Source organism: Paraburkholderia sp. RL17-347-BIC-D (assembly GCF_046027915.1).
Lineage (GTDB): Bacteria > Pseudomonadota > Gammaproteobacteria > Burkholderiales > Burkholderiaceae > Paraburkholderia.
On the sequence record NZ_JARESS010000001.1, the window covers coordinates 372921 to 391674 of the forward strand.

At 63.5% G+C, this 18754-nt stretch carries 20 protein-coding genes; 7 read left to right on the top strand and 13 right to left on the bottom strand.

The annotated features are described in order from the left end of the window. Positions 1 to 59: 59 nt before the first annotated feature. The 4 genes from P0D96_RS01775 to P0D96_RS01790 are packed head-to-tail and all read right to left on the bottom strand — an operon-like array spanning position 60 to position 3317. Entirely contained in the window at positions 60 to 1184 is a 1125-nt protein-coding gene (locus P0D96_RS01775; protein ID WP_408311084.1) for an amidase, read from the bottom strand. Then, positions 1181 to 1696: a nuclear transport factor 2 family protein gene (locus P0D96_RS01780; RefSeq protein ID WP_408311087.1), complete on the bottom strand. Its 516-nt coding sequence runs from the start codon at positions 1694 to 1696 to the stop codon at positions 1181 to 1183. Before P0D96_RS01780 ends, P0D96_RS01775 begins: the two co-directional genes overlap by 4 nt. Before the next feature lie 10 nt (positions 1697 to 1706). Then, a complete protein-coding gene (locus tag P0D96_RS01785; protein ID WP_408311090.1) occupies positions 1707 to 2084 on the bottom strand; it encodes a hypothetical protein in 378 nt (125 codons plus the stop codon). A 60-nt stretch (positions 2085 to 2144) separates the two neighbouring features. After that, complete coding sequence (locus P0D96_RS01790; RefSeq protein WP_408311093.1) at positions 2145 to 3317, bottom strand: acyl-CoA dehydrogenase family protein; 1173 nt, start codon at positions 3315 to 3317, stop codon at positions 2145 to 2147. 239 nt (positions 3318 to 3556) lie between these two features. Between P0D96_RS01790 and P0D96_RS01795 the strand changes: the two genes are divergently transcribed. After that, entirely contained in the window at positions 3557 to 5053 is a 1497-nt protein-coding gene (locus P0D96_RS01795) for a PAS domain-containing sensor histidine kinase (RefSeq protein WP_408311665.1), read from the top strand. A 7-nt stretch (positions 5054 to 5060) separates the two neighbouring features. Here the strand turns inward: P0D96_RS01795 and P0D96_RS01800 are convergent, their stop codons facing one another. Genes P0D96_RS01800 through P0D96_RS01815 form a run of 4 tightly spaced genes read right to left on the bottom strand, consistent with a single transcriptional unit; the run spans position 5061 to position 8612 of the window. Beyond that, positions 5061 to 6377, bottom strand: coding sequence for an MFS transporter (locus P0D96_RS01800; protein ID WP_408176586.1), 1317 nt, complete (start codon positions 6375 to 6377; stop codon positions 5061 to 5063). Between the two features lie 39 nt (positions 6378 to 6416). Beyond that, complete coding sequence (locus P0D96_RS01805; RefSeq protein WP_408311096.1) at positions 6417 to 6800, bottom strand: tautomerase family protein; 384 nt, start codon at positions 6798 to 6800, stop codon at positions 6417 to 6419. Between the two features lie 31 nt (positions 6801 to 6831). Beyond that, positions 6832 to 7332: an aromatic-ring-hydroxylating dioxygenase subunit beta gene (locus P0D96_RS01810; RefSeq protein ID WP_408311099.1), complete on the bottom strand. Its 501-nt coding sequence runs from the start codon at positions 7330 to 7332 to the stop codon at positions 6832 to 6834. Then, a complete protein-coding gene (locus P0D96_RS01815; RefSeq protein ID WP_408311102.1) occupies positions 7329 to 8612 on the bottom strand; it encodes an aromatic ring-hydroxylating oxygenase subunit alpha in 1284 nt (427 codons plus the stop codon). The genes P0D96_RS01810 and P0D96_RS01815 overlap by 4 nt, the downstream gene beginning before the upstream one ends. Positions 8613 to 8716: 104 nt before the next feature. Between P0D96_RS01815 and P0D96_RS01820 the strand changes: the two genes are divergently transcribed. After that, positions 8717 to 9637: a LysR family transcriptional regulator gene (locus P0D96_RS01820; RefSeq protein WP_132374356.1), complete on the top strand. Its 921-nt coding sequence runs from the start codon at positions 8717 to 8719 to the stop codon at positions 9635 to 9637. 13 nt (positions 9638 to 9650) lie between these two features. Here the strand turns inward: P0D96_RS01820 and P0D96_RS01825 are convergent, their stop codons facing one another. Continuing rightward, on the bottom strand, positions 9651 to 10538 hold the full coding sequence (locus P0D96_RS01825; RefSeq protein WP_132374357.1) for a LysR family transcriptional regulator: 888 nt from the start codon (positions 10536 to 10538) through the stop codon (positions 9651 to 9653). 103 nt (positions 10539 to 10641) lie between these two features. On the opposite strand from P0D96_RS01825, the gene P0D96_RS01830 reads away from it, so the two are divergent. From P0D96_RS01830 to catC, 3 genes are all read left to right on the top strand, one after another. Continuing rightward, a complete protein-coding gene (locus P0D96_RS01830; protein ID WP_408311105.1) occupies positions 10642 to 11799 on the top strand; it encodes a muconate/chloromuconate family cycloisomerase in 1158 nt (385 codons plus the stop codon). 55 nt (positions 11800 to 11854) lie between these two features. After that, complete coding sequence (gene catA / locus P0D96_RS01835; RefSeq protein ID WP_408311108.1) at positions 11855 to 12763, top strand: catechol 1,2-dioxygenase; 909 nt, start codon at positions 11855 to 11857, stop codon at positions 12761 to 12763. Between the two features lie 140 nt (positions 12764 to 12903). Beyond that, positions 12904 to 13194, top strand: a complete 291-nt coding sequence (gene catC / locus P0D96_RS01840; RefSeq protein WP_408311111.1) for a muconolactone Delta-isomerase — start codon at positions 12904 to 12906, stop codon at positions 13192 to 13194. 49 nt (positions 13195 to 13243) lie between these two features. On the opposite strand, the gene P0D96_RS01845 is transcribed toward catC, so the two are convergent. Both P0D96_RS01845 and P0D96_RS01850 read right to left on the bottom strand, forming a co-directional pair. After that, a complete protein-coding gene (locus P0D96_RS01845; protein WP_408311114.1) occupies positions 13244 to 14221 on the bottom strand; it encodes a PDR/VanB family oxidoreductase in 978 nt (325 codons plus the stop codon). Between the two features lie 162 nt (positions 14222 to 14383). Next, positions 14384 to 15268, bottom strand: a complete 885-nt coding sequence (locus tag P0D96_RS01850) for a LysR family transcriptional regulator (protein ID WP_408282114.1) — start codon at positions 15266 to 15268, stop codon at positions 14384 to 14386. A gap of 150 nt (positions 15269 to 15418) precedes the next feature. Between P0D96_RS01850 and P0D96_RS01855 the strand changes: the two genes are divergently transcribed. Then, positions 15419 to 16168: a sulfite exporter TauE/SafE family protein gene (locus tag P0D96_RS01855; protein ID WP_408176596.1), complete on the top strand. Its 750-nt coding sequence runs from the start codon at positions 15419 to 15421 to the stop codon at positions 16166 to 16168. A 196-nt stretch (positions 16169 to 16364) separates the two neighbouring features. On the opposite strand, the gene cynS is transcribed toward P0D96_RS01855, so the two are convergent. Together cynS and P0D96_RS01865 are read right to left on the bottom strand one after the other, a co-directional pair. Next, positions 16365 to 16835 (bottom strand): cyanase, encoded by a 471-nt coding sequence (gene cynS / locus P0D96_RS01860; protein ID WP_408311117.1) that lies wholly within the window; start codon positions 16833 to 16835, stop codon positions 16365 to 16367. Between the two features lie 27 nt (positions 16836 to 16862). Continuing rightward, entirely contained in the window at positions 16863 to 17522 is a 660-nt protein-coding gene (locus tag P0D96_RS01865) for a carbonic anhydrase (RefSeq protein ID WP_408311120.1), read from the bottom strand. Positions 17523 to 17645: 123 nt separating this feature from the next. Here P0D96_RS01865 and cynR point away from each other — a divergent pair, with 123 nt between their 5' ends. Further along, positions 17646 to 18560 carry a transcriptional regulator CynR gene (gene cynR / locus P0D96_RS01870; RefSeq protein WP_408176599.1) on the top strand — a complete coding sequence of 305 codons (915 nt, stop codon included), beginning with the start codon at positions 17646 to 17648 and terminating at the stop codon, positions 18558 to 18560. Positions 18561 to 18754: the final 194 nt, after the last annotated feature.

The window sequence follows — 18754 nt, forward strand, 5'->3', positions numbered from 1 at the left end:
TCGCTTCACTTCGAAAAATCGGCCGCCGTTCGAACGGCCCGAGGCATGGCTCAAGCGATTCAAGCGGCGAGGGCGGCCTCGAAACGCGCCGCGATCGCGCACACCTGCTCATCCTGACCCTTGCGTCCGACGATCTGCAGACCTGCCTTGAGCGGCGAGCCGCCGATCGGCAGCGGCAAACTCAATGCGGGATGGCCACTCAGATTGAACGGGCGGATCAGCGACGACATCGCGATCACCGACTTGCCGCCGCGCGCTTCGTCGAGTGTGATCGGCAGGGCGGGCAGCGTGGGGAGAATCAGCACGTCGACATTGCTTAAAGCGTGATCGACTGCCGCGGTGAAGTCGCGGCGCACCTGTTCGGCCGCATCGAGTTGCGCGGCGGTGGTGTTGGCCGCGGCGCGCAGGCGCGCGTCGAGATCCGCGCCGAGCTTGCCACTGGCCACCAGATGACCGAACGCGCGCGAAGTCTCGACATTGATGACCGCGACGCCCGCGTCGAACGCGGCGGCGAGGCCGGCGAGCGGCAGCGCGTGCGCGGTGCAGCCGGCTTGATCGGCGGCGCGTGTCACAGCTTCGAGGATCTCGGGCGCGGCGTCGGCCTGCACGATGCCGACTTTGCACGCGCCTTGCCACGCGTGCGCGGCGTTCGCATCGAAGTTAGCGGCGATGGCCTGCATCGCGGCAACGAGCATGCGCATGTCACGTGCAAACGGTCCAACGCAATCGAGCGTGGACTCTCGCGGCGCCACGCCGAGTCGCGACACGCACCCGAAGGTGGGCTTCAAACCGATCACGCCGCAACATGCGGCGGGGCCGCGAATCGAGCCGCCGGTGTCGGTGCCGAGCGCGGCGTCGGCGAGCTTCAGTCCGACTGCCGCCGCCGATCCGCTCGACGATCCGCCCGGAATGCGCGCCGCGTCCTGCGGATTCTGCGGCGTGCCGGTGTAGTCGTTGATGCCGGTCATGCCGAACGCCAGCTCATGCATGTTCGCTTTGCCGACGATGTGCCAGCCGGCCGCGAGCAATCGTTCGACGACTTCGGCATGCTTTTGCGCGGGCGGCGTGTCGGCCAGTGCGCGGCTCGCGGCGGTGGTGGCGTAACCGGCGATGTCGATCGTGTCCTTGATCGCGATGCTCGGGCCGGTGCCGCCTAACGACAGCGTCTGGATAAACTCGTTCATGGGTGCGGTTTCCTTGCATTGACTTGCCACGGCGCGTCGAACAGGCGCTCCGTGCGAAAGTGCGTGATGAGCCAGTCCCGGCCGTTGCCGGCAGGCGCGAAATCCACTTCCAGGCGCGCCGAGATCAGTTCGGCTTGCGCATCGACATAGCCAGACGCTTGCAGCATGATCCAGCGGCCTTTCGCGCTCGCGCCTTGCACGTCGATGGTTTCCGACGTGAGGAAGTGCACGTTCACCGAGAAATGCGGCGAGGGCGGCAGGTAGCGCGTGAGCATCGCGAGAATTTCAGCCTGGCCCGTCAGGCGGCCGAACTTGTTCGCGTACTGTGGGCCGATGCCTTCCCAGATCGCGTCGGTGGCGAACAGCGCCGTGAGCGTCTCGCCTTCGAGCGCGCCGGACGGCACGTCGCATAGCGCCATATAGCGCGCCATCGTGCGGCGCACGGCCGATTCGGCTTCGAGCGCGGCGAGGCGTTCGGTCAATATGGCAAGCGTATCCTGGTTCGCGTTCATTGCGGCACGCTCAAGCGGCGTTGGCATGTTGCGGCGGCACTTGCAGCGCACGTCCGACACGCGCTTCGATCTTGCCGTAGCGCCACAGGTTGTACTCGCCCACCGGCGTGGTGCGATACAGATTGCACACGGCTACGGTGGTGTCGAAATCGCGCACGTCGGCCATGATATAGAAGGTCCAAGGCGAGTTGTCGGCATGGCCTACCGTGAGGCGGTCGTCGTCCATGGTGCCGAGCACCTTGACGCCTTTCATCGCTTCGATCGCGGCCAGCATCTTGCCGTAAGCCTGCCAGACTTCGCCGATCTGTTCGCGCGGCAAGTCGAAGAAATTCTGCGTGACGCCGCAGCAGAACAGAACACGCAGCGGCAGCGTTGAAGTATCGGACATGAGGTGTTGTTCCTTTCAATCGTAGTGATGTGGGTGGATCGTGATCGATCAGAAAATGGCTTACAGGTAGCCCGGAATCGGCGGCACGCCCACGAACACCGCGCCGGCGCCGTCGTAGTTGCCTTCGCCGAGAAACGCGTGCTGCGTTACGACCATCGAGTCGCGCAACAAGCGCTGCAACGGATGCGAGCGATAAATCGCCATCGTGCCGCCGAGCCGGTAAGCGCGTTGCACGACATCGGCGCCTTCGCGGGCGATCTGCGTCGCCGAGAGGCGCAGCAGGCTCACCTGATCGGCAGTGACGGGATTGCCGGCGAGGATCGATTGCCACACTTCATTGGTCGTGTCGTAGAAAAATGCACGCGCCGAGCGCAGTTGTGCCTCCGCTTTCGCGAGTTCGATGCGGTAGTAAGCGCGGTCGGCGAGTTGCGGCGCGCCGGTCGTGGTCTTGCGACCGCCGGCCATGTGGTTGGCGACGTCGAGCGCGGCGCGCGCGAGGCCGAGGTTGACCACGGCGAGCACTTGCGCGGCGTAGGCGATAGTCGGGTAGCGATACAGCGGCTCGTCCACGCAGGGTTCGCCGCCGCGTACGAAGGTCCAATCGTCGGCGACGAACTGGTCGGAGACGCGCAGATCGTGGCTGCCGGTGCCCTGCATGCCGACCACGTCCCAGTTTTCGACGATCTCCACCTGATGCGGACGGAACACGGCCGTGCGCGGTTTGCCGCCGGTGCCAGGGGCGCCGGCGCCGATGCCCACGCCGAGCCAGTCCGCGCCTTTGCAGCCGCTCGCGAACTTCCACGTGCCGTTCACACGCCAGCCGCCTTCCGCGGGCTGCGCCGGTTGCACCGGAAAGAGACCGCCCGCGAACACCTGATCGGGGCCGTCGGCGTAGATTTCCGCCTGGGTGTGCAGCGGTAGCGCCGCCAGGTAGACATTGGCCGAGCCGAAGCTCGCAACCCACGCCGCCGAGCCATCCGCTACCGCGATGCGCTCGATCATGTCGAGAAACGCGGCCGGCGCGAGCGCGTCGCCGCCGAAACGTCGCGGCGTGGCAGCGCGATAGATGCCCGCGCGCTTGAGCTTGGCGATCACGTCGCGCGGCACATGCGAGAGACGGTCGAACTCGTCGCGGCGCGCGGCGATCTCGGCGATCACTTCGTCGAGCGTCAAACGGGCGGCATTCGATGCGCTCGATTGATCGGCAGCAACGGCGGTGGCGGTGTCGGACATGATGGGGTTTCTCCTTGATTCGTTATTGGCTCGAACTCGCGGCGCGTTGGTGCTCGACATGACGCGCCGTGCAGGTTCAGACCAGTCTAGAAATGCAAAAAGAACGCTTCAATTGGGACGCGGGCCTCAGTTTTAGGTAACGCTCCGGGTTCATCTAAAGAAATCTTCAGACGCGCAATGCGCGCACTGGTGTTATGTTTCTGCCCATACGTGATCGAACCTGTGTGCCGTACCACCCGATGAATTTCCCCGCCGAAGAAGACTTCCACCGCCTGCTCGATGCGCTCACGCTGTGCGTGCTGCTGCACGACGCCGACACCAAGGCGATCGTGTGGGCCAATCGCGCGGCCTGTGAGGCACTCGGCTTTACGCTCTCCGAATTGTTGCCGCTCAAGGCGAAGGACATGACGCGTCCGGTGCCGAAGTACCGCCGCGAGATTGGCGTCGGCGCGATGGATCGTTCGATCACCGAAGGCCCGCAGGTGTACGAGTGGTGTTACCGCTCGCGCACCGGTGCCGACATGTTGTCCGAAGCGATCGCCACTTACGTGCCACTGCGTGAGCGCGCGGTGGTGATGGTGCAGTTCCGCGATATCAGCGCCGAAGACACACTCAAGCAAACGCTGCGCCGCTACGAATCGCGGCTGCGCGAATTCATGCAGGATCTCGGCGAAGGCGTCGCGGTGCTGACGCCCACGGGCGAAGTGGAGTTCGTCAGCGAATCCGGCCGGCGCGTGCTCGGCCTGGAAGAGGGCGCGCCGATGGGGGACGTGCTCGACTATTGCAGTGAGCCAGACCGCAAGCGTCTGCTGGACCAGCTTGCCGACGCACCGCGGATTCAACCGTCGGCGCCGCAGCGTTACCGCATCACGCGTCGCGACGGTACGGCGGGCTGGCTGCGCATTACGTGCCGGCGTATCGAGATCGAAAACGACCTGAATGGGCGGCTGCTGCACTTTCGCGACGTGACGGACGAAGTCGCCGTCGAAGAAGCGCGGCGCAACGAAGCGCGTTTGCTCGAATATGCGGGGCGTTACAACGCGATGGGGGAAATGGCGACAGCGATCGCCCATGAACTGAGCCAGCCGCTTGCCGCCGTGCGCAACTTTATCGAAGGCGCGATCCGGCGGCTCGCGCAACCCGCTTCGATCGACGACGCCGTGTGGGGCCTGCGCAGCGCCGATCGTCAGGCGGAACATGCGGCGTTGATTATCAAGAGCGTGCGCGATTACATCGTCAAGCGCGAGCCGAGCGAGACGCATGCGGACCTGCGCGAGGTGCTCGCGGATGTTGCGTACTTCATCGAACTGCGTGCTCGCGAGGCGAGTGTGACGCTCAAGATCGAGCAGGCGCCGGAGCCGCTGCCTGTGTATGTTGAGCGCGTGTTGATCGGGCAGGTGGTGTTGAATCTGGCCTTCAACGCGATCGAAGCGCTTGGAGATGGGGCCAACGAAGGCGCGGCAGCGCAGCGTCGAGAGCTTCGCCTCGTCACGCACCTGCGCGGCAAGTACGCGATCGCCCAGGTGATCGATAACGGCCCAGGCGTTCCCGGCGATGTACACGGCCGGCTCTTCGACGGCTTCTCTTCGTCGAAAGCGGGCGGCAATGGCATCGGGCTTTCGCTGTGCAAGAACATCGTCACGCGGCACGGCGGCGAGATCTGGGCGAAACCGGCGCAGCAAGGCGGGCTCGAATGCAGCTTCTCGCTTCCTCTCGTCGCCGCGCCGCCCGGCTGATCGCAGCTCAATCATGCGTGGTGCTGGTGTTGCGGGGAATCGTCACGAGAGTGAGCGCGGTGATCACGCCGAAGCCGATCAACATCAGCGCGACCGGCCACGGCGCGCGCACTTTCGCATACAGTGCGGTGGCGACGAGCGGCGCGAGTCCGCCGGAAAAGACCGACGCGATTTCGTGACCGAGTGCCATGCCCGAATAACGCACTTCCGTGGGAAACAGTTCGCCCATCAATGCGGGTTGCGTGCCGATCATCGCCGCGTGGCAGAACGGCAGTCCGAGCACGAGCGACAGGAACACGAGCATCGGCTGATGCGTGTCGATCAGCCAGAACGCGGGAAACGCGATCACCACCAGGCCGAGCGCGCCGATCATATACACCGGCCGCCGCCCGATCACATCCGACAGACGCCCCCACAACACGATCGTCACGAGTTCGAGCAGCATGGCGACCATCACGCCGCCGAGCATCACCGAAACCGGCACGCCGATCGTCTTGCCGTACACCAGCACGAACGAAAGAAAGATATACGTCCCGCCGTTTTCCGCGACGCGCAGCCCCATCGCCTGCAAGACCTGCTTCGGATGATTGCGCAGCACCGTCAGCACCGGCATATGCTTCGGTTTGGCGGCCGTGAAGTCGCGGCTCTCCGGCAAGCGCCGGCGAATGTACACGCCCACGCCGAAGATCAGCACGCTGGCAAGAAACGGCACGCGCCAGCCCCACGACATGAAGCTTTCGACCGGCAAGCGCTGCACCAGATAGAACGCGGCCGCCGACAACACGAAGCCACCCGCCACGCCCAACTGGCTGAACGCCGCATAGTAGCCGCGACGATTGGCCGGCGCGCTCTCGCTGATCAGCAGCACGCCGCCGCCCCATTCGCCGCCGGATGCGATGCCTTGCACGACCCGCAGACACACGAGCGCGGCAGGCGCGAGAAAGCCGACTTGCGAGAAGGTGGGCAACAGGCCGATGCCGAAGGTCGCCACGCCCATCATCATCAGCGTGATGACGAGCGCGCGTTTGCGGCCGTGCCGGTCGCCGATATGGCCAAACACGATGCCGCCCAGTGGGCGCGCGAGGAAACCGATTGCAAAGCCCGCGAATGCGGCGAGCGTGCCCAGCAGCGGGTCGCCATGCAGAGGGAAGAACAACGGTCCGAAGATCAGTGCGGCGGCGGTGCCGTATAGAAAAAAGTCGTACCACTCTAGCGCGTTGCCGAGCACGGAGGCGACGATGATCCGCCGCAATGTTCGCGAGGTGGCCGGTGCCGCGGATGCAGGAGGCGCTCCGGCCGTGGGAGAAAACGTGTCGTTTTGCATCGTCGTGCTCGCTGTTCGCGGTGGTTAATGGGGAAGGCGCTAACGTCCGAGTGATTTCGCGGTCTGGCCACCAATGCCGAAATCGGTATTCGGAATGTCCTTGATCATCACGCGGGCGGCGGCAAGCGGCGTGTCGAGCACGTCCGCGCCGGTTTTGCTGAGCGCGGCGAACAAGGCTTCTTTTTGCGCGGGCGTGCGGCCGGCGATGAGGATCGCCACGATGGTGAGAAGCGGCCCTCGAGTGTTCGCATTGCTCGCGCCACCCAAGCCGAAATCGTGCGACGGCAATTCACTCAGCAGAATCCGCACCGATTCGGCGGGTGCGCCGATTGCAGTGACGGTAGCCTGCGTGAGACCCGCGATCAACTGCGCCTTGCGCGCCACTTCGTGACCTTCCGGCAAAAAAACTTCTAATGTGGGCATCGCTGCGCTCGTAGTTTCAAAGGCCAGGAGATCAGAGCAGGAAACCGATCGCGCTCAACGCTTCGGTCGAATCGATCAGCCGGATCACCTTCTGCACGATGCGCGGCTCGCCGCTCGCGAAACTGATGCGATGCGTGAGGTCCGCGGCGAACAGCGTCGACTTGCTGCGTTTATAGGCAACGATGACTTGCGCCGAATTCACCGTGACTTCATCGCTGGCGTCGCTCGTGAGTGTGAATCGCGACACGGTGCGCACCGTGCGGGCGGCGTCGCTCGCCGAGGCCGAATAGCCGGACGTCATGCGTTGCACGCGTTTTTCGCGCATGTCCTGATCGTCGTATGCGTAGTTCAGCGTGGCGGCGAAGTCGGTGGTGTCGTGATCGATCGGCACCACGTAGAAGCCCGCCGGGTCCCACAGCGTGAGCCATTCGCGATAGTCCTTGCGATCCAGCAGTTCGGCTTCGCGCCAGATCAGTTCGATCGCACCGGCAAATGTCTTCTGCGAAAACAGCGTGTTTCTGTCGTCCATCATGCTTGCTCCATCATCGTGCGCCATTGCGCGTACGCTTCGCGCATGCCGGTTTCGTCGGTGGCGTGGGCGGTTTTTTCGCCGTTTGGCGCCGTGCTCTCACGATTCAAGCCGCGATTCACTAGAATCGGCAGATCGGGGCCCGCCTGCGAGCCACGCTGCACGCGCTCCCACGCTTCGGCGTCATCGGGGCTGCCGAAACCGAACGGGCCCTGGAAGTGTTCGTGAATGCGCAGGCGCACGCGGTTCGCTTCCTCGGGGCCGCCGTCCATGGCGAGCGCGACGTGACGGATCTCGGTCTCGTTCGCGGAAATGGGCCGCAGCACGCGGAAAAACGCCATCGACAGCGCGAGGTTTGGAAACAGATTCAGATTGAAGCCGACGCCCATCAGCGAGCGCACGATGCGGCGCACTTCTTCCGACGTGTGGTCTTTCGCGAGTGATGCAGCGAGTTCTTCGAAGCGTTCGGGAATCGGCGCGCCGTCGTCCTTGTCGAGATCGACGATTTCCGGCACCAGCACGGCGAGGCTGTGGCCGTTGCCGAGCGAGCGGCAGAAGGCTTCGTCGCTGGTCATGAAGCTCGTGATCGCGGCGGCGGTTTCGTCGTCGATCGACTTCATCCAGGATTTGTGGACTACCGGGAAGTGATACAGGTCGGTGGTGTTCTCGAGCTGGATCTTCCAGTTGCCGTTGAAGCGGAAGCGATGCTCGCCGTTAGCCTTGATCGGATAGCCCGCGCCTTGCTTCATGAACAGATCGATCCACGGCTTGGCACCACCGAGGAAATCTTCGAGCGGCTCGATCTCCTGATTGAAGCTCGCGAAGATCAGGCCTTGATAGATGCCCACGCGCAGACTGGCGAGCGGCAGTTCGGTCTTGTCGACCACGCCTTCGTAACCGTCGCCGTATGGCAATGCGCGCAATGCGCCGTCGAGGCCATAGGTCCAACTGTGATATGGGCACGTGAAGCCTTTGGCGTTGCCCTTGTGCTGTTCGCAGACGGTCGCGCCGCGGTGACGGCAGCGGTTCTGCAGGACGTTGACTGCGCCGCTCTTGTCGCGCACCACGATCACCGGCTGACGGCCGATCGTGGTGGTGCGGAAGTCGCCCGGATTCGGCAGCTCGCTTTCGTGCGCGACCCAGATCCACGTCTTGTAGAAAATGCGCTCGAGTTCCGCTTCGAAGACGGTCGGGTCGTAGTACAGCGACGGGGCCACGCGATCGGACTGCGCGCGCTGATATAACGCGCTCGTGTCGACGGTCTGATATGAGGATTCGCTCATGGCTGTGTAGGTGGGGTGGTCGATGAAGCGCAGTCTCGCCGACTCGTTGATATGCGTCAAATTGATCTAAAATGAAATATAAAATCAACCGCATGGATATTTCGATGAACTCGCTGGACCACGTCGACCTCAATTTGCTGCGCGTTTTTCAGGCGATCGTCGAAGAACGCAGCCTCACCCGCGCGGGCGAGCGGCTGGCGCTGTCGCAACCCGCCATCAGCTATTCGCTGGGGCGTTTGCGCACGCTGTTCGACGATCCGCTGTTCATCCGCACGCGGGCCGGCATGCAGCCCACGCCGATCGCTCTGGAACTGTCCACTATCGTGTCCCGCGCGCTCGATACGGTGCGCGAAGCGCTGCGTTACGCGGAGCATTTCGACCCGGCGGTGAGCACGCGCACGTTCCGGCTATCGCTCTCGGACGCGGGCGAACTGGCCTATCTGCCGCCGATCTGCGAGGCTTTGCACCGGCAGGCGCCGCGTGTGAGATTGCGCATCGAGCCGTTGCCGGTCGAGGAAATGGAAGACGCACTGCGCGCGAGCCGGCTCGATTTCGCCATCGGCAATCTGCCTACATTGACCGCGCGCACGCGGCACCAGGCGCTGTTCGAAGAGACGTACGTGTGTATGACGAGGAAGCGCCGCGGCCTGCCGCGCACGAAGGACCTGAGCCTGAAGGCGTTTCTGGATGCGTCGCACGTGCAGATCAGCTCGGTCGAGCACAGTCACCATGCGCTCGACGACGAATTCCGCGCGCAAGGCGTCGGGCGTCATATTGCGCTGGAACTACCGCATTTCGTGGCCTTGCCGAGTGTGCTGGCCGTCACGGATTTGTTCGCCACGCTGCCGCGGCGTCTCGCGCATATTTTCAATCGCGACGGCGGCTTTCAGATCTATGAGTTGCCTGTGACCTTGCCGATCGCGGCGGTTACGATGCACTGGCACGAACATTTCGATCAGGACGAGGGCAACGTGTGGCTGCGCAACCTGATGGGGGATATCGTGCGGCGCTTCGACGAGAAGTGACTGCCGGGCCGCGTCAGGCCCGTTTGAACAGGTCCCGTGCGATCGAACACAGCAGTGTGGTGGTCGGCGATTCATCCTGCTGACGCCGGCTCATGATGATTGGCGAAGCGATATTGGCCGCCGGAATGGGCCGGTAGACCACGCCGTGCGCGCGCAGACCTTCCACGCTTTCCGGCACGAGGCACACGCCCACTTGCGCCGCCACCAGACCCAAAGCGGTCTGCAATTCCCGCACTTCGTGGATCGCTTTCGGCTCCAGCGCATGGTCGTGCATGGCCGATAGCTGCTGGTCGGCATAGCTCGGACGCGGCGTGCTCGGGTAGACGATCAGGGTTTCCTGCGCGAGGGCTGCGAGCGTCAGCGGCTTCTTCTGCCGGGCGAGCGGATGGTCTTGCGGCAGCGCGGCAATCATTCTTTCCTCTAGAAGGACTTCGCGCGCGAGTTGTGCATCGTCAAAACGCAGGCGGCCGAAGCCCACGTCGATACGGCCGCCCTTGAGCGCCGCGAGTTGTTCTATCGTGAACATCTCGATCAGCGACAGTTCGATATGCGGCGCCGCCTCGCGAAACGCGCGGATCACGGCGGGCAGCGCGCCGTACAGCGTCGATGGCACGAAGCCGATCACGACGCGCTCGGCCAGTTGCGCGAGGCGCCGCGTGAGCGGGGCGAGTTCGTCCGCTTCGTCGACGAGGCGCTTGGCCTGCGTATAGAAAATCCGCCCGGCTTCGGTCAGTCGCAGCGGCCGCGAACCGCGCTCGAACAGCGCCAGCCCGACGCTTTCCTCGATCTGCTGGATCTGGCGGCTGAGCGGCGGCTGCGTCATATGCAGGCGATGGGCGGCCCGCGTGATGTTCATCTCTTCCGCGACCGCGATGAAGTAGCGGAGTTGGCGTAGTTCCATGCATACCCCTACGGTATGGAAGTAGTCGGAATCGGTGTTGGACTGCTTCGCGGGTTGTTTCTACTATTGGGGCTCCCGGTCAAGCAGTTCAGGAGGGCAACGAATGATAGCAACACCCGTGAAGATCGAGAGCGTGGAGACGATTCTCGTCGACGTACCGACGATCCGTCCGCATCGCCTCTCGGTCGCAACGATGAATTGCCAGACACTGGTGCTGGTGCGCATCCGTTGCGCGGACGGCTTGGTCGGCGTGGGCGAGGGCACCACGATCGGCGGCCTCGCTTATGGCGAGGAAAGCCCGGAAAGTATCAAGGCCAACATCGACACCTATTTCGCGCCCCTGCTCAAAGGGTCGGACGCGACGCGTCCGGGCGCCGCGATGGCGAAACTGCGCGAGCTGTTTCAGGGCAACCGTTTTGCGAAATCCGCACTGGAAACGGCTTTGTTCGATGCGCAGGCACAACGCCTCGGCGTGCCGCTGTCGGAGTTGTTCGGCGGCCGCGTGCGCGATTCCGTGGAGGTGGCGTGGACGCTCGCGAGCGGCGACACGCAGCGCGATATCGACGAAGCCGAGCAGGTGTATGAAACGAAGCGTCATCGCGTGTTCAAGCTGAAGATCGGCACGCGCGCGGTCGCCGAGGATGTGGCGCATGTCGTCGCGATCAGAAAAGCATTGGAAGGACGCGGCGAAGTGCGCGTCGATGTGAACCAGGCGTGGAGCGAATCGGAGGCGATCTGGGCCGCGCGGCGTTTTGCCGATGCGGGCGTGACGTTGATCGAGCAGCCCATCGCGGCCGAGAATCGCGCGGGCCTCAAGCGTCTGACCGACCTCGCTCAGGTGCCGATCATGGCCGACGAAGCACTGCACGGCCCGGCCGATGCGTTCGCCGTCGCCAGCGCGCGCGCCGCCGATGTGTTCGCCGTGAAGATCGCGCAATCGGGCGGCCTCGTGGGCGCGGCGCACGTGGCGGCCATCGCGTCGGCCGCGAATATCGATCTGTACGGCGGCACGATGCTCGAAGGCGCGGTCGGCACGATCGCCTCGGCGCAACTCTTCAGCACCTTCGGCGAGTTGAAGTGGGGCACGGAGCTGTTCGGCCCCTTGCTGCTGACCGAAGAGATCCTCATCGAACCGCTGCGCTACGAGAATTTCGCGCTGCATCTGCCTCAAGGTCCGGGTCTTGGCATCACGCTCGACTGGGACAAGATCGAGCGCCTGCGGCGCGATACGCGCAAAGGCGCCAGCGTCACTACGAACTGAAGCACTGAAGGCTCATCCGTTAGCCATCCAGAACATCAATCGAAGGAGATACCCCATGAACAAGCAAGCTATCGACGCGCTGCTCGATAAAATCAACGACAGCGCCACCAGCGAAGGCAATCCGCGCACCAAGCAGATCGTCAACCGGATCGTGCAGGACCTGTTCTATACGATCGAAGACCTCGACGTGCAGCCCGCCGAGTTCTGGACCGCGCTGAACTATCTCGGCGACGCGGGCAAGAGCGGCGAACTCGGTCTGCTGGCCGCGGGTCTGGGTTTCGAGCATTTTCTCGATCTCCGTCTGGATGAAGCGGAGGCGAAGGCCGGCATTGAAGGCGGCACGCCACGCACGATCGAAGGCCCGTTGTATGTGGCCGGCGCGCCGGTCTCCGATGGGCATGCGCGCCTCGACGACGGCACCGATCCGGGCCAGACGCTGATCATGCGCGGCCGCGTGCTGGGCGAAGACGGCAAGCCGCTCGCTCACGCGCTCGTCGAAGTGTGGCACGCGAACCATCTCGGCAACTACTCGTACTTCGATAAATCGCAGCCGGCCTTCAATCTGCGGCGCTCGATCCGTACCGACGCCGAAGGCAAATACAGCTTCCGCAGCGTCGTGCCGGTCGGCTATAGCGTGCCGCCGCAAGGCCAGACGCAACTGTTGCTCGATCAACTCGGCCGTCATGGGCATCGTCCGGCGCATATTCACTTCTTCGTTTCCGCGCCGGGTTTTCGCAAGCTGACCACGCAGATCAACATCGACGGCGATCCGTATCTGTGGGACGACTTCGCCTTCGCCACGCGCGACGGCCTCGTGCCGGCGGTCAAGCAGGCTGAAGGCGCCGAAGGCAAACCGTATGGCGTGGAGGGTAATTTCGCGCTGATCGATTTCGACTTCACGCTGTTCAAGGAGCGCGACAATCTGCCGGACGCCGAAGTGGAGCGTCTGCGCGCTGAGGCCTGATGCCGCTTTCGCAGGGCTGAAACCGGGCACCTGAGAGAAAACGCCCGGACATATCGCACGAATCTGTCGGCCCTGGTTGCGCGGCGCGATTGGCCGGGCCGCCAGGGCTTTTTTGTTACCGATCAGAGAGGAGAGCAAGCATGCTGTTTCACGTTGAGATGACCGTCCACCTGCCGGCCGATATGGATGCCGAATGCGCCGCGCGCCTGAAGTCCGATGAGAAGGCGATGTCGCAAAGGCTGCAACAGGAGGGCGTGTGGCGGCATCTGTGGCGCATTGCCGGCCGCTACGCGAATATCAGCGTATTCGACGTGGAGAGCCCCGCGCATCTGCATGACGTGCTGAGCCAGTTGCCGCTGTTTCCGTATATGGATGTCGAAGTGCGCGCGCTGTGCCGGCATGCGTCGTCGATTCGCGACGACGACCGGTAAGACGAGGCGGTTGTGAAAGGTGCTGCGAACGCAGCACCTTGTTGATGCTTTAGAGATCCAGCACCAGAACCGGCGACGCGGCGCGTGAAATGCAGCAGCAGATCACCTTGCCGCTCGCGCGTTCCGCTTTGCTCAGGCAATGGTCACGATGCTCGGGCGTGCCACTCACCACGTCGACCATGCACGTGCCGCACACGCCTTCACCGCACGACGTATCCACTTCGATGCCGATCGACGCCAGCGCCGCGACGATGGTCGTGTCCTTGTCCACGCGCACGGTCGCGCCGCTGCTCGCGATCTGCACGTCGAAGGTATCGAGCGTGACCGATTCGGAGTTCGTGGTTGAAGCCGGCTCAGCGGCAAAGCGTTCGAGATGAATCGCTTCTGACGCGACATGCGTTTCGCCGATCGCCACCACACGTTCCATGAAAGGCGCCGGCCCGCAGGTGTAAACGTGCGTGCCTTCGCGCGCATTCACAAAACAATTGCCGAGCACCGCATCGAGTTGCTCGCGCGCGACGCCGAAGTGGAGCTTCACATAATCGCTGAACGGCGCGCGTGAGAGCAGCGGCAAGAACGCCGCGTGCTCCGCGCTGCGCGCGAAATAGTGCAACGCGAAGCGCTGCTGCTGCTTGAGCAGACGGTACGCCATGCTCAGGAGCGGCGTGACGCCAATGCCGGCGGCGATCAGAATATGTTCTTCGGCGCCCGGCGCGAGTTGGAACAGATTGCGCGGCGCGCCGATGGTCAATTCGCTGCCGACCGTGACGTCCTCGTGCAGCGAGCGCGAGCCGCCGCGCGACGTGTGTTCGCGCTTCACGGCGAACAAATGCGCGTCCCGCTGATCCGGGTCGCCGCACAACGAATACTGCCGCGTGACGCCGGACGGTCCGGTGACGTCGATGTGCGCGCCGGGTTCGTAGTGATCGAACGGTTGCCCGTCCAGGCGCGAGACGCTGAACGAGCGCACGCCATGCGCTTCGTCGCGAACGCTATCGACGCGCACGTTGAAGGTGGTTCTTTCCATGATCTTGCCGGCAAAAGAGAGGCGGACGGCGCATGCAGCGAGCCGCATGCGGTTGTGCGTCAAGGATAGGAAACCGCGCTAAATCAGGCAAATCGATTAAAAATGGTTAGTCAGATAAATTAGACTGATAATGCTGCGGCGCAGACGCACCAGGCCGTAGCTTCAAATCCCGGCCAGATGCCGCACCAACGCCTTTTCCGGTCGCGGCATTGCGTTCAGGTCGCGCATGCAGATCAGCAACTGGCGCGCGGCCCAGCTATCGGTCAGCTCGATCGTGCGGATGCCGGGCGTGCCGCGATAGCGCTTCGCCGCGGTGGCCGGCACGATTCCCACGCCGGCGCCTTGTTCGACCATGCAGCAGATGGCGTCGAACGTCCGCACGTGGGTGCGGAAGCTGAGCGGCTGGCCGGCCAGCAGCGCGCGCTCGCCGAGGTAGGCCTGCAACGCGCTGTCCGCGCTCAGTCCGATGAACTCCCTGTCCGCCACTTCCGCGAGCGTTGTGCGGCGGCGGGTGGCGAGCGCGTCGTCGCGGCTCGTGATCAACACGAGTTTGTCGATGGCAAAGGGGAAGGTCTGCAACGCGCCATGTTCGACCGCATCGGAAATGATGCCGATTTCAGCCGCGCCGCTCAGCACCGCTTTGACCGTCTCGCTGCTTTGACGCTCCTTCAGGTCGATCTGCACATTGGGGTGATCGCGCAGAAAGAGGCCGATCGTGGCGGGAAGGAACTCGGTGATGGCCGCCGTGTTGGTCCACAGGCGTATGCAGGCTTTGCGGCCTTCCTGATGCTCGCCCAGTTCGCCTTGCATTCTTTCGATCTGCCCGAGTACGAGCCGCGCGTGATGCGCGAGCGTGTCGCCGGTCGGCGTGGATTCGACGCCGCGTCGGCCGCGTTCGAGCAGCGGCATGCCGAGCGCGTCTTCCATGCCGCGCAGCCGCGCGCTCGCCGACGGCAGCGACATGTTCGCGCGCGCGGCGCCGTGGGTGATGCTGCCGGTTTCGAGGATATGCAGAAACAGGCGTAGATCGATGAGATCGAAGCGCATGGAGGAACGGGTTGTTGTTCGGTTGTGGGCGAGGCTCAGCCTGTGGTCACAGCCTTAGCCCCAGCCTAAGTCACAGTAAGTATCTTACGCATTGTGGCCGTCCTCGCGGCGATTGAAAATTGCCGACATCACTTCAATAACAACATTCCGATGATCTCTTCGTTTGCAATGCGTGCGGGCGTGGTCGCCGCGACTTTCGTGGTCGCCGGCTTCGTCAAGGGGGTGACCGGCATGGGACTGCCGACCGTCGCCATGGGTGTGCTCGGCACGCTGATGCTGCCGGCGCAGGCTGCCGCGATGCTGCTGTTGCCGTCGTTCGTGACGAACGTCTGGCAACTTTTCGCGGGGCCGAGCGTGCGGGCGCTCCTCAAACGCTTGTGGCCGATGATGCTGGGCATCGTCGCCGGAACGGTCGCGGCCGCGTCGTTCATTGCGGGCGGGGGCGGCGAGTGGGCCGTGGTCGGACTCGGCGCCGCGTTGACGCTCTACGCCGTGGCCGGTTTGCTGGCGTGGCGCTTTTCAGTGCCGGCGCGGCACGAGCGCTGGTTGTCGCCGGCGATCGGCGCGGTGACGGGCGTCGTCACCGGCGGCACTGGCGTGTTTGTCGTGCCGGCAGTACCGTATCTGCAGGGGCTGGCATTGAAGAAAGAGGATCTGGTGCAGGCGCTCGGCTTGTCGTTCACGGTGTCGACCATCGCGCTGGCGATCGGACTTACCAGAGAGCACGCATTTGCCGCCGGCGATCTGCGCGAATCGCTCTTAGCCGTGGTCCCGGCGCTGCTCGGCATGTGGATCGGACAGCGCGTGCGTGGACGCATTAGCGCGCAAACGTTCAGGCGCTGGTTCTTTATCTGCCTTCTCGGACTGGGCATTCAATTGATGGCGCGCGCATTCGTTTAATCAGGCAGTAGTGAAAGCGAACGTGGAAGGAGCAAATCGTGTGGCCCATTATTCTGGATACGCTCGGCGCGCTGGCGGTGCTGGCCAGCGTGGCCGCGCAGATCATGTTGCTGCGTAAGTGCTGAATTCACTGCGTCGTAAGCGGTGGCAGTGCCATTCATGGAGCCGTTCTCACCAGAACGGCTCCACGCCCGCCTCAGAACGGTTTGGTCGGCAGATACTTGCCGTCCAGCGTGATGACGGCACGGTGACCGCCTTCCGGATCGTCGACTTTCTTGATGTCGAGCTTGAAGTTGATGGCGCTGATGATGCCGTCGCCGAACTGCTCGTGAACCAGCGCCTTCAGCGTCGAACCGTAGATCTGCACCATCTCGTAGAAGCGGTAGATGGTCGGATCGGTCGGCACGCCGCCCGGAATGCTGCCGCGTAGCGGGATGGTTTGCAGCAGACGCACCGCGTCTTCGCCGAGTTCGAGTTTGTCGGCCACGACCTGGGCGGCGTTGGCCGGCAGCGGATGCTGGCCGAGCAACGCGGCGGTGACGAATGCAAGACTCAGACCCGTGCCTTCGTTGATCTGCTCGAACGTCAGATTCTTGCGAACCTTTGCGTCGATGATCGCGTCGGTCAGGGCTTCACGCGGGGCCTGGCTGTATTGGGATTGCGTCATGATGAATTTCCTCGAGGGTAAGTAAAGTCAGGCCGCGACGTTGAGTCGAGCCGGGGTGGCACATGCATGCGGATGTTCCGCGAGAGAAACGAAGCGGTTCGTCGAACCGTCGAGCGTATCGATCGAGCCGGTTTCGATGTCGTACACCCAGCCGTGCAGCGCCAGATGTCCCTGTTCGAGGGCGAGCCGCACGGAAGGATGGGTCTTGATGTTCGCGAGTTGCGCGATCACGTTTTCACGGACCATCGAGTCGACCCGGTCGCGTTCGCTTTTGTGCTCGCGCGCCTCGTTGACGATTTTCGCGGAATCCGCGTAATGCAGCCAGTTGCGCACGGCAGGCATATGGTCCATGCATTTGCAGGTCGCGATGGCCGTCATCGCGCCGCAGTCGGAATGACCGCAGATCACCACATCGGTGACGCCGAGCGCGGCGACCGCGTACTCGACCGTGGCGGTCACGCCGCCCGGCTCCGGGCCGTACGACGGCACGATATTGCCCGCGTTGCGGATCACGAACAGATCACCGGGCTCGCGCTGCGTAACGAGTTCCGGCACCAGCCGGCTGTCCGAGCACGAAATGAACAAGGTACTCGGGTGCTGGCTCGTGGCCAGCTTCCTGAACAACTCGGAGCGCTGCGGAAAGGCGTTGCGCTGAAACTTCAGGAAGCCGTCGATGATGTCTTGCATGGTTCGCTCCATCGGGGTGTGGGTTGGGAATCGATGGATGAACAATGCGCCGATCAAACTATAGCGTCCAAGACTGGTTTATTATTCTCTCGATAGGGAAGACCAATAGTTCGAGAGGACATCATGCTGCTCAGGCACATCCGATATTTTCTTGCAGTCGCCGAGCACCGCAATTTCACGCGCGCGGCCGAGGCGCTGCACGTGTCGCAGCCGACGCTGTCGCAACAGATCCGGCAACTGGAAGACACGTTGCGGGTGCAATTGCTCGACCGGTCCGGCCGCACGATCCAGCTGACCGATGCCGGCACGGCCTATGTGCACTACGCGCAGCGCGCGCTGCAGGACCTGGAGGCGGGCAAGCGGGCGATTCACGACGTACAGGAGTTGAGCCGCGGTTCGCTGCGTCTCGCGATGACGCCGACATTCACCGCCTACCTGATCGGCCCGCTTCTGGAGAAGTACAACCGCCGCTATCCGAACATCACGCTGAACATCCTCGAAATGCCGCAGGACAGGATGGAGGCGTTGCTGAACGAAGATGCGCTCGACATCGGCATCGCATTCGACGAGACGCACACACCCGACATCGAGACGCAGACGCTATTCGTCGAAGCACTGGCGATGGTGGTCGGCAACGCGCACCCGTATGCGAAGCGTCGTTCCGCGTTGAAGCTAAGCCAATTTGAAAACGAAGCGCTCGTTCTGCTTAACGAAGAGTTCGCAACGCGTCAGTACATCGATCGATATTGCAGACAGCACGGCATTTCGCCGCGCATCGCGATGGAGGTGAACTCGATTGGCGCGGTCGTTCAGATCGTGCGCCGCAGTGCACTCGCCACGCTGCTGCCGGCCGCGATCGCGCGCGAGCATAGCGATCTGTTTCTCGTGCAGCTGGAGCCGGCTCTGCCGCAGCGTACGGCTGCGCTGCTATTGCGCAAGGGCGCGTATCGGAACGCGGCAACGCGGGCCTTCATTGAGCTCGCGCTCGAAGAGCGTGCGGCTGAAACAGGTGGGCGGCGCGCAAAGGCTGTTTTGTGAAACGCTGACGGTTTGAACCGCCTACACTGACAAGGGGAGAGCACCGTTCGGTCTTATGCGCGCGCTTACTCGCGATCCCCCGTTCGCGCTGGCGGGTGACGCCGCCACTCGCATCGAGCCTTCGAGCTATCCGCGTCACCTGTCTTCCGATTGTTCGGCTCAACCGACGTATCTATTCGCCTTCAGCCGCTTTA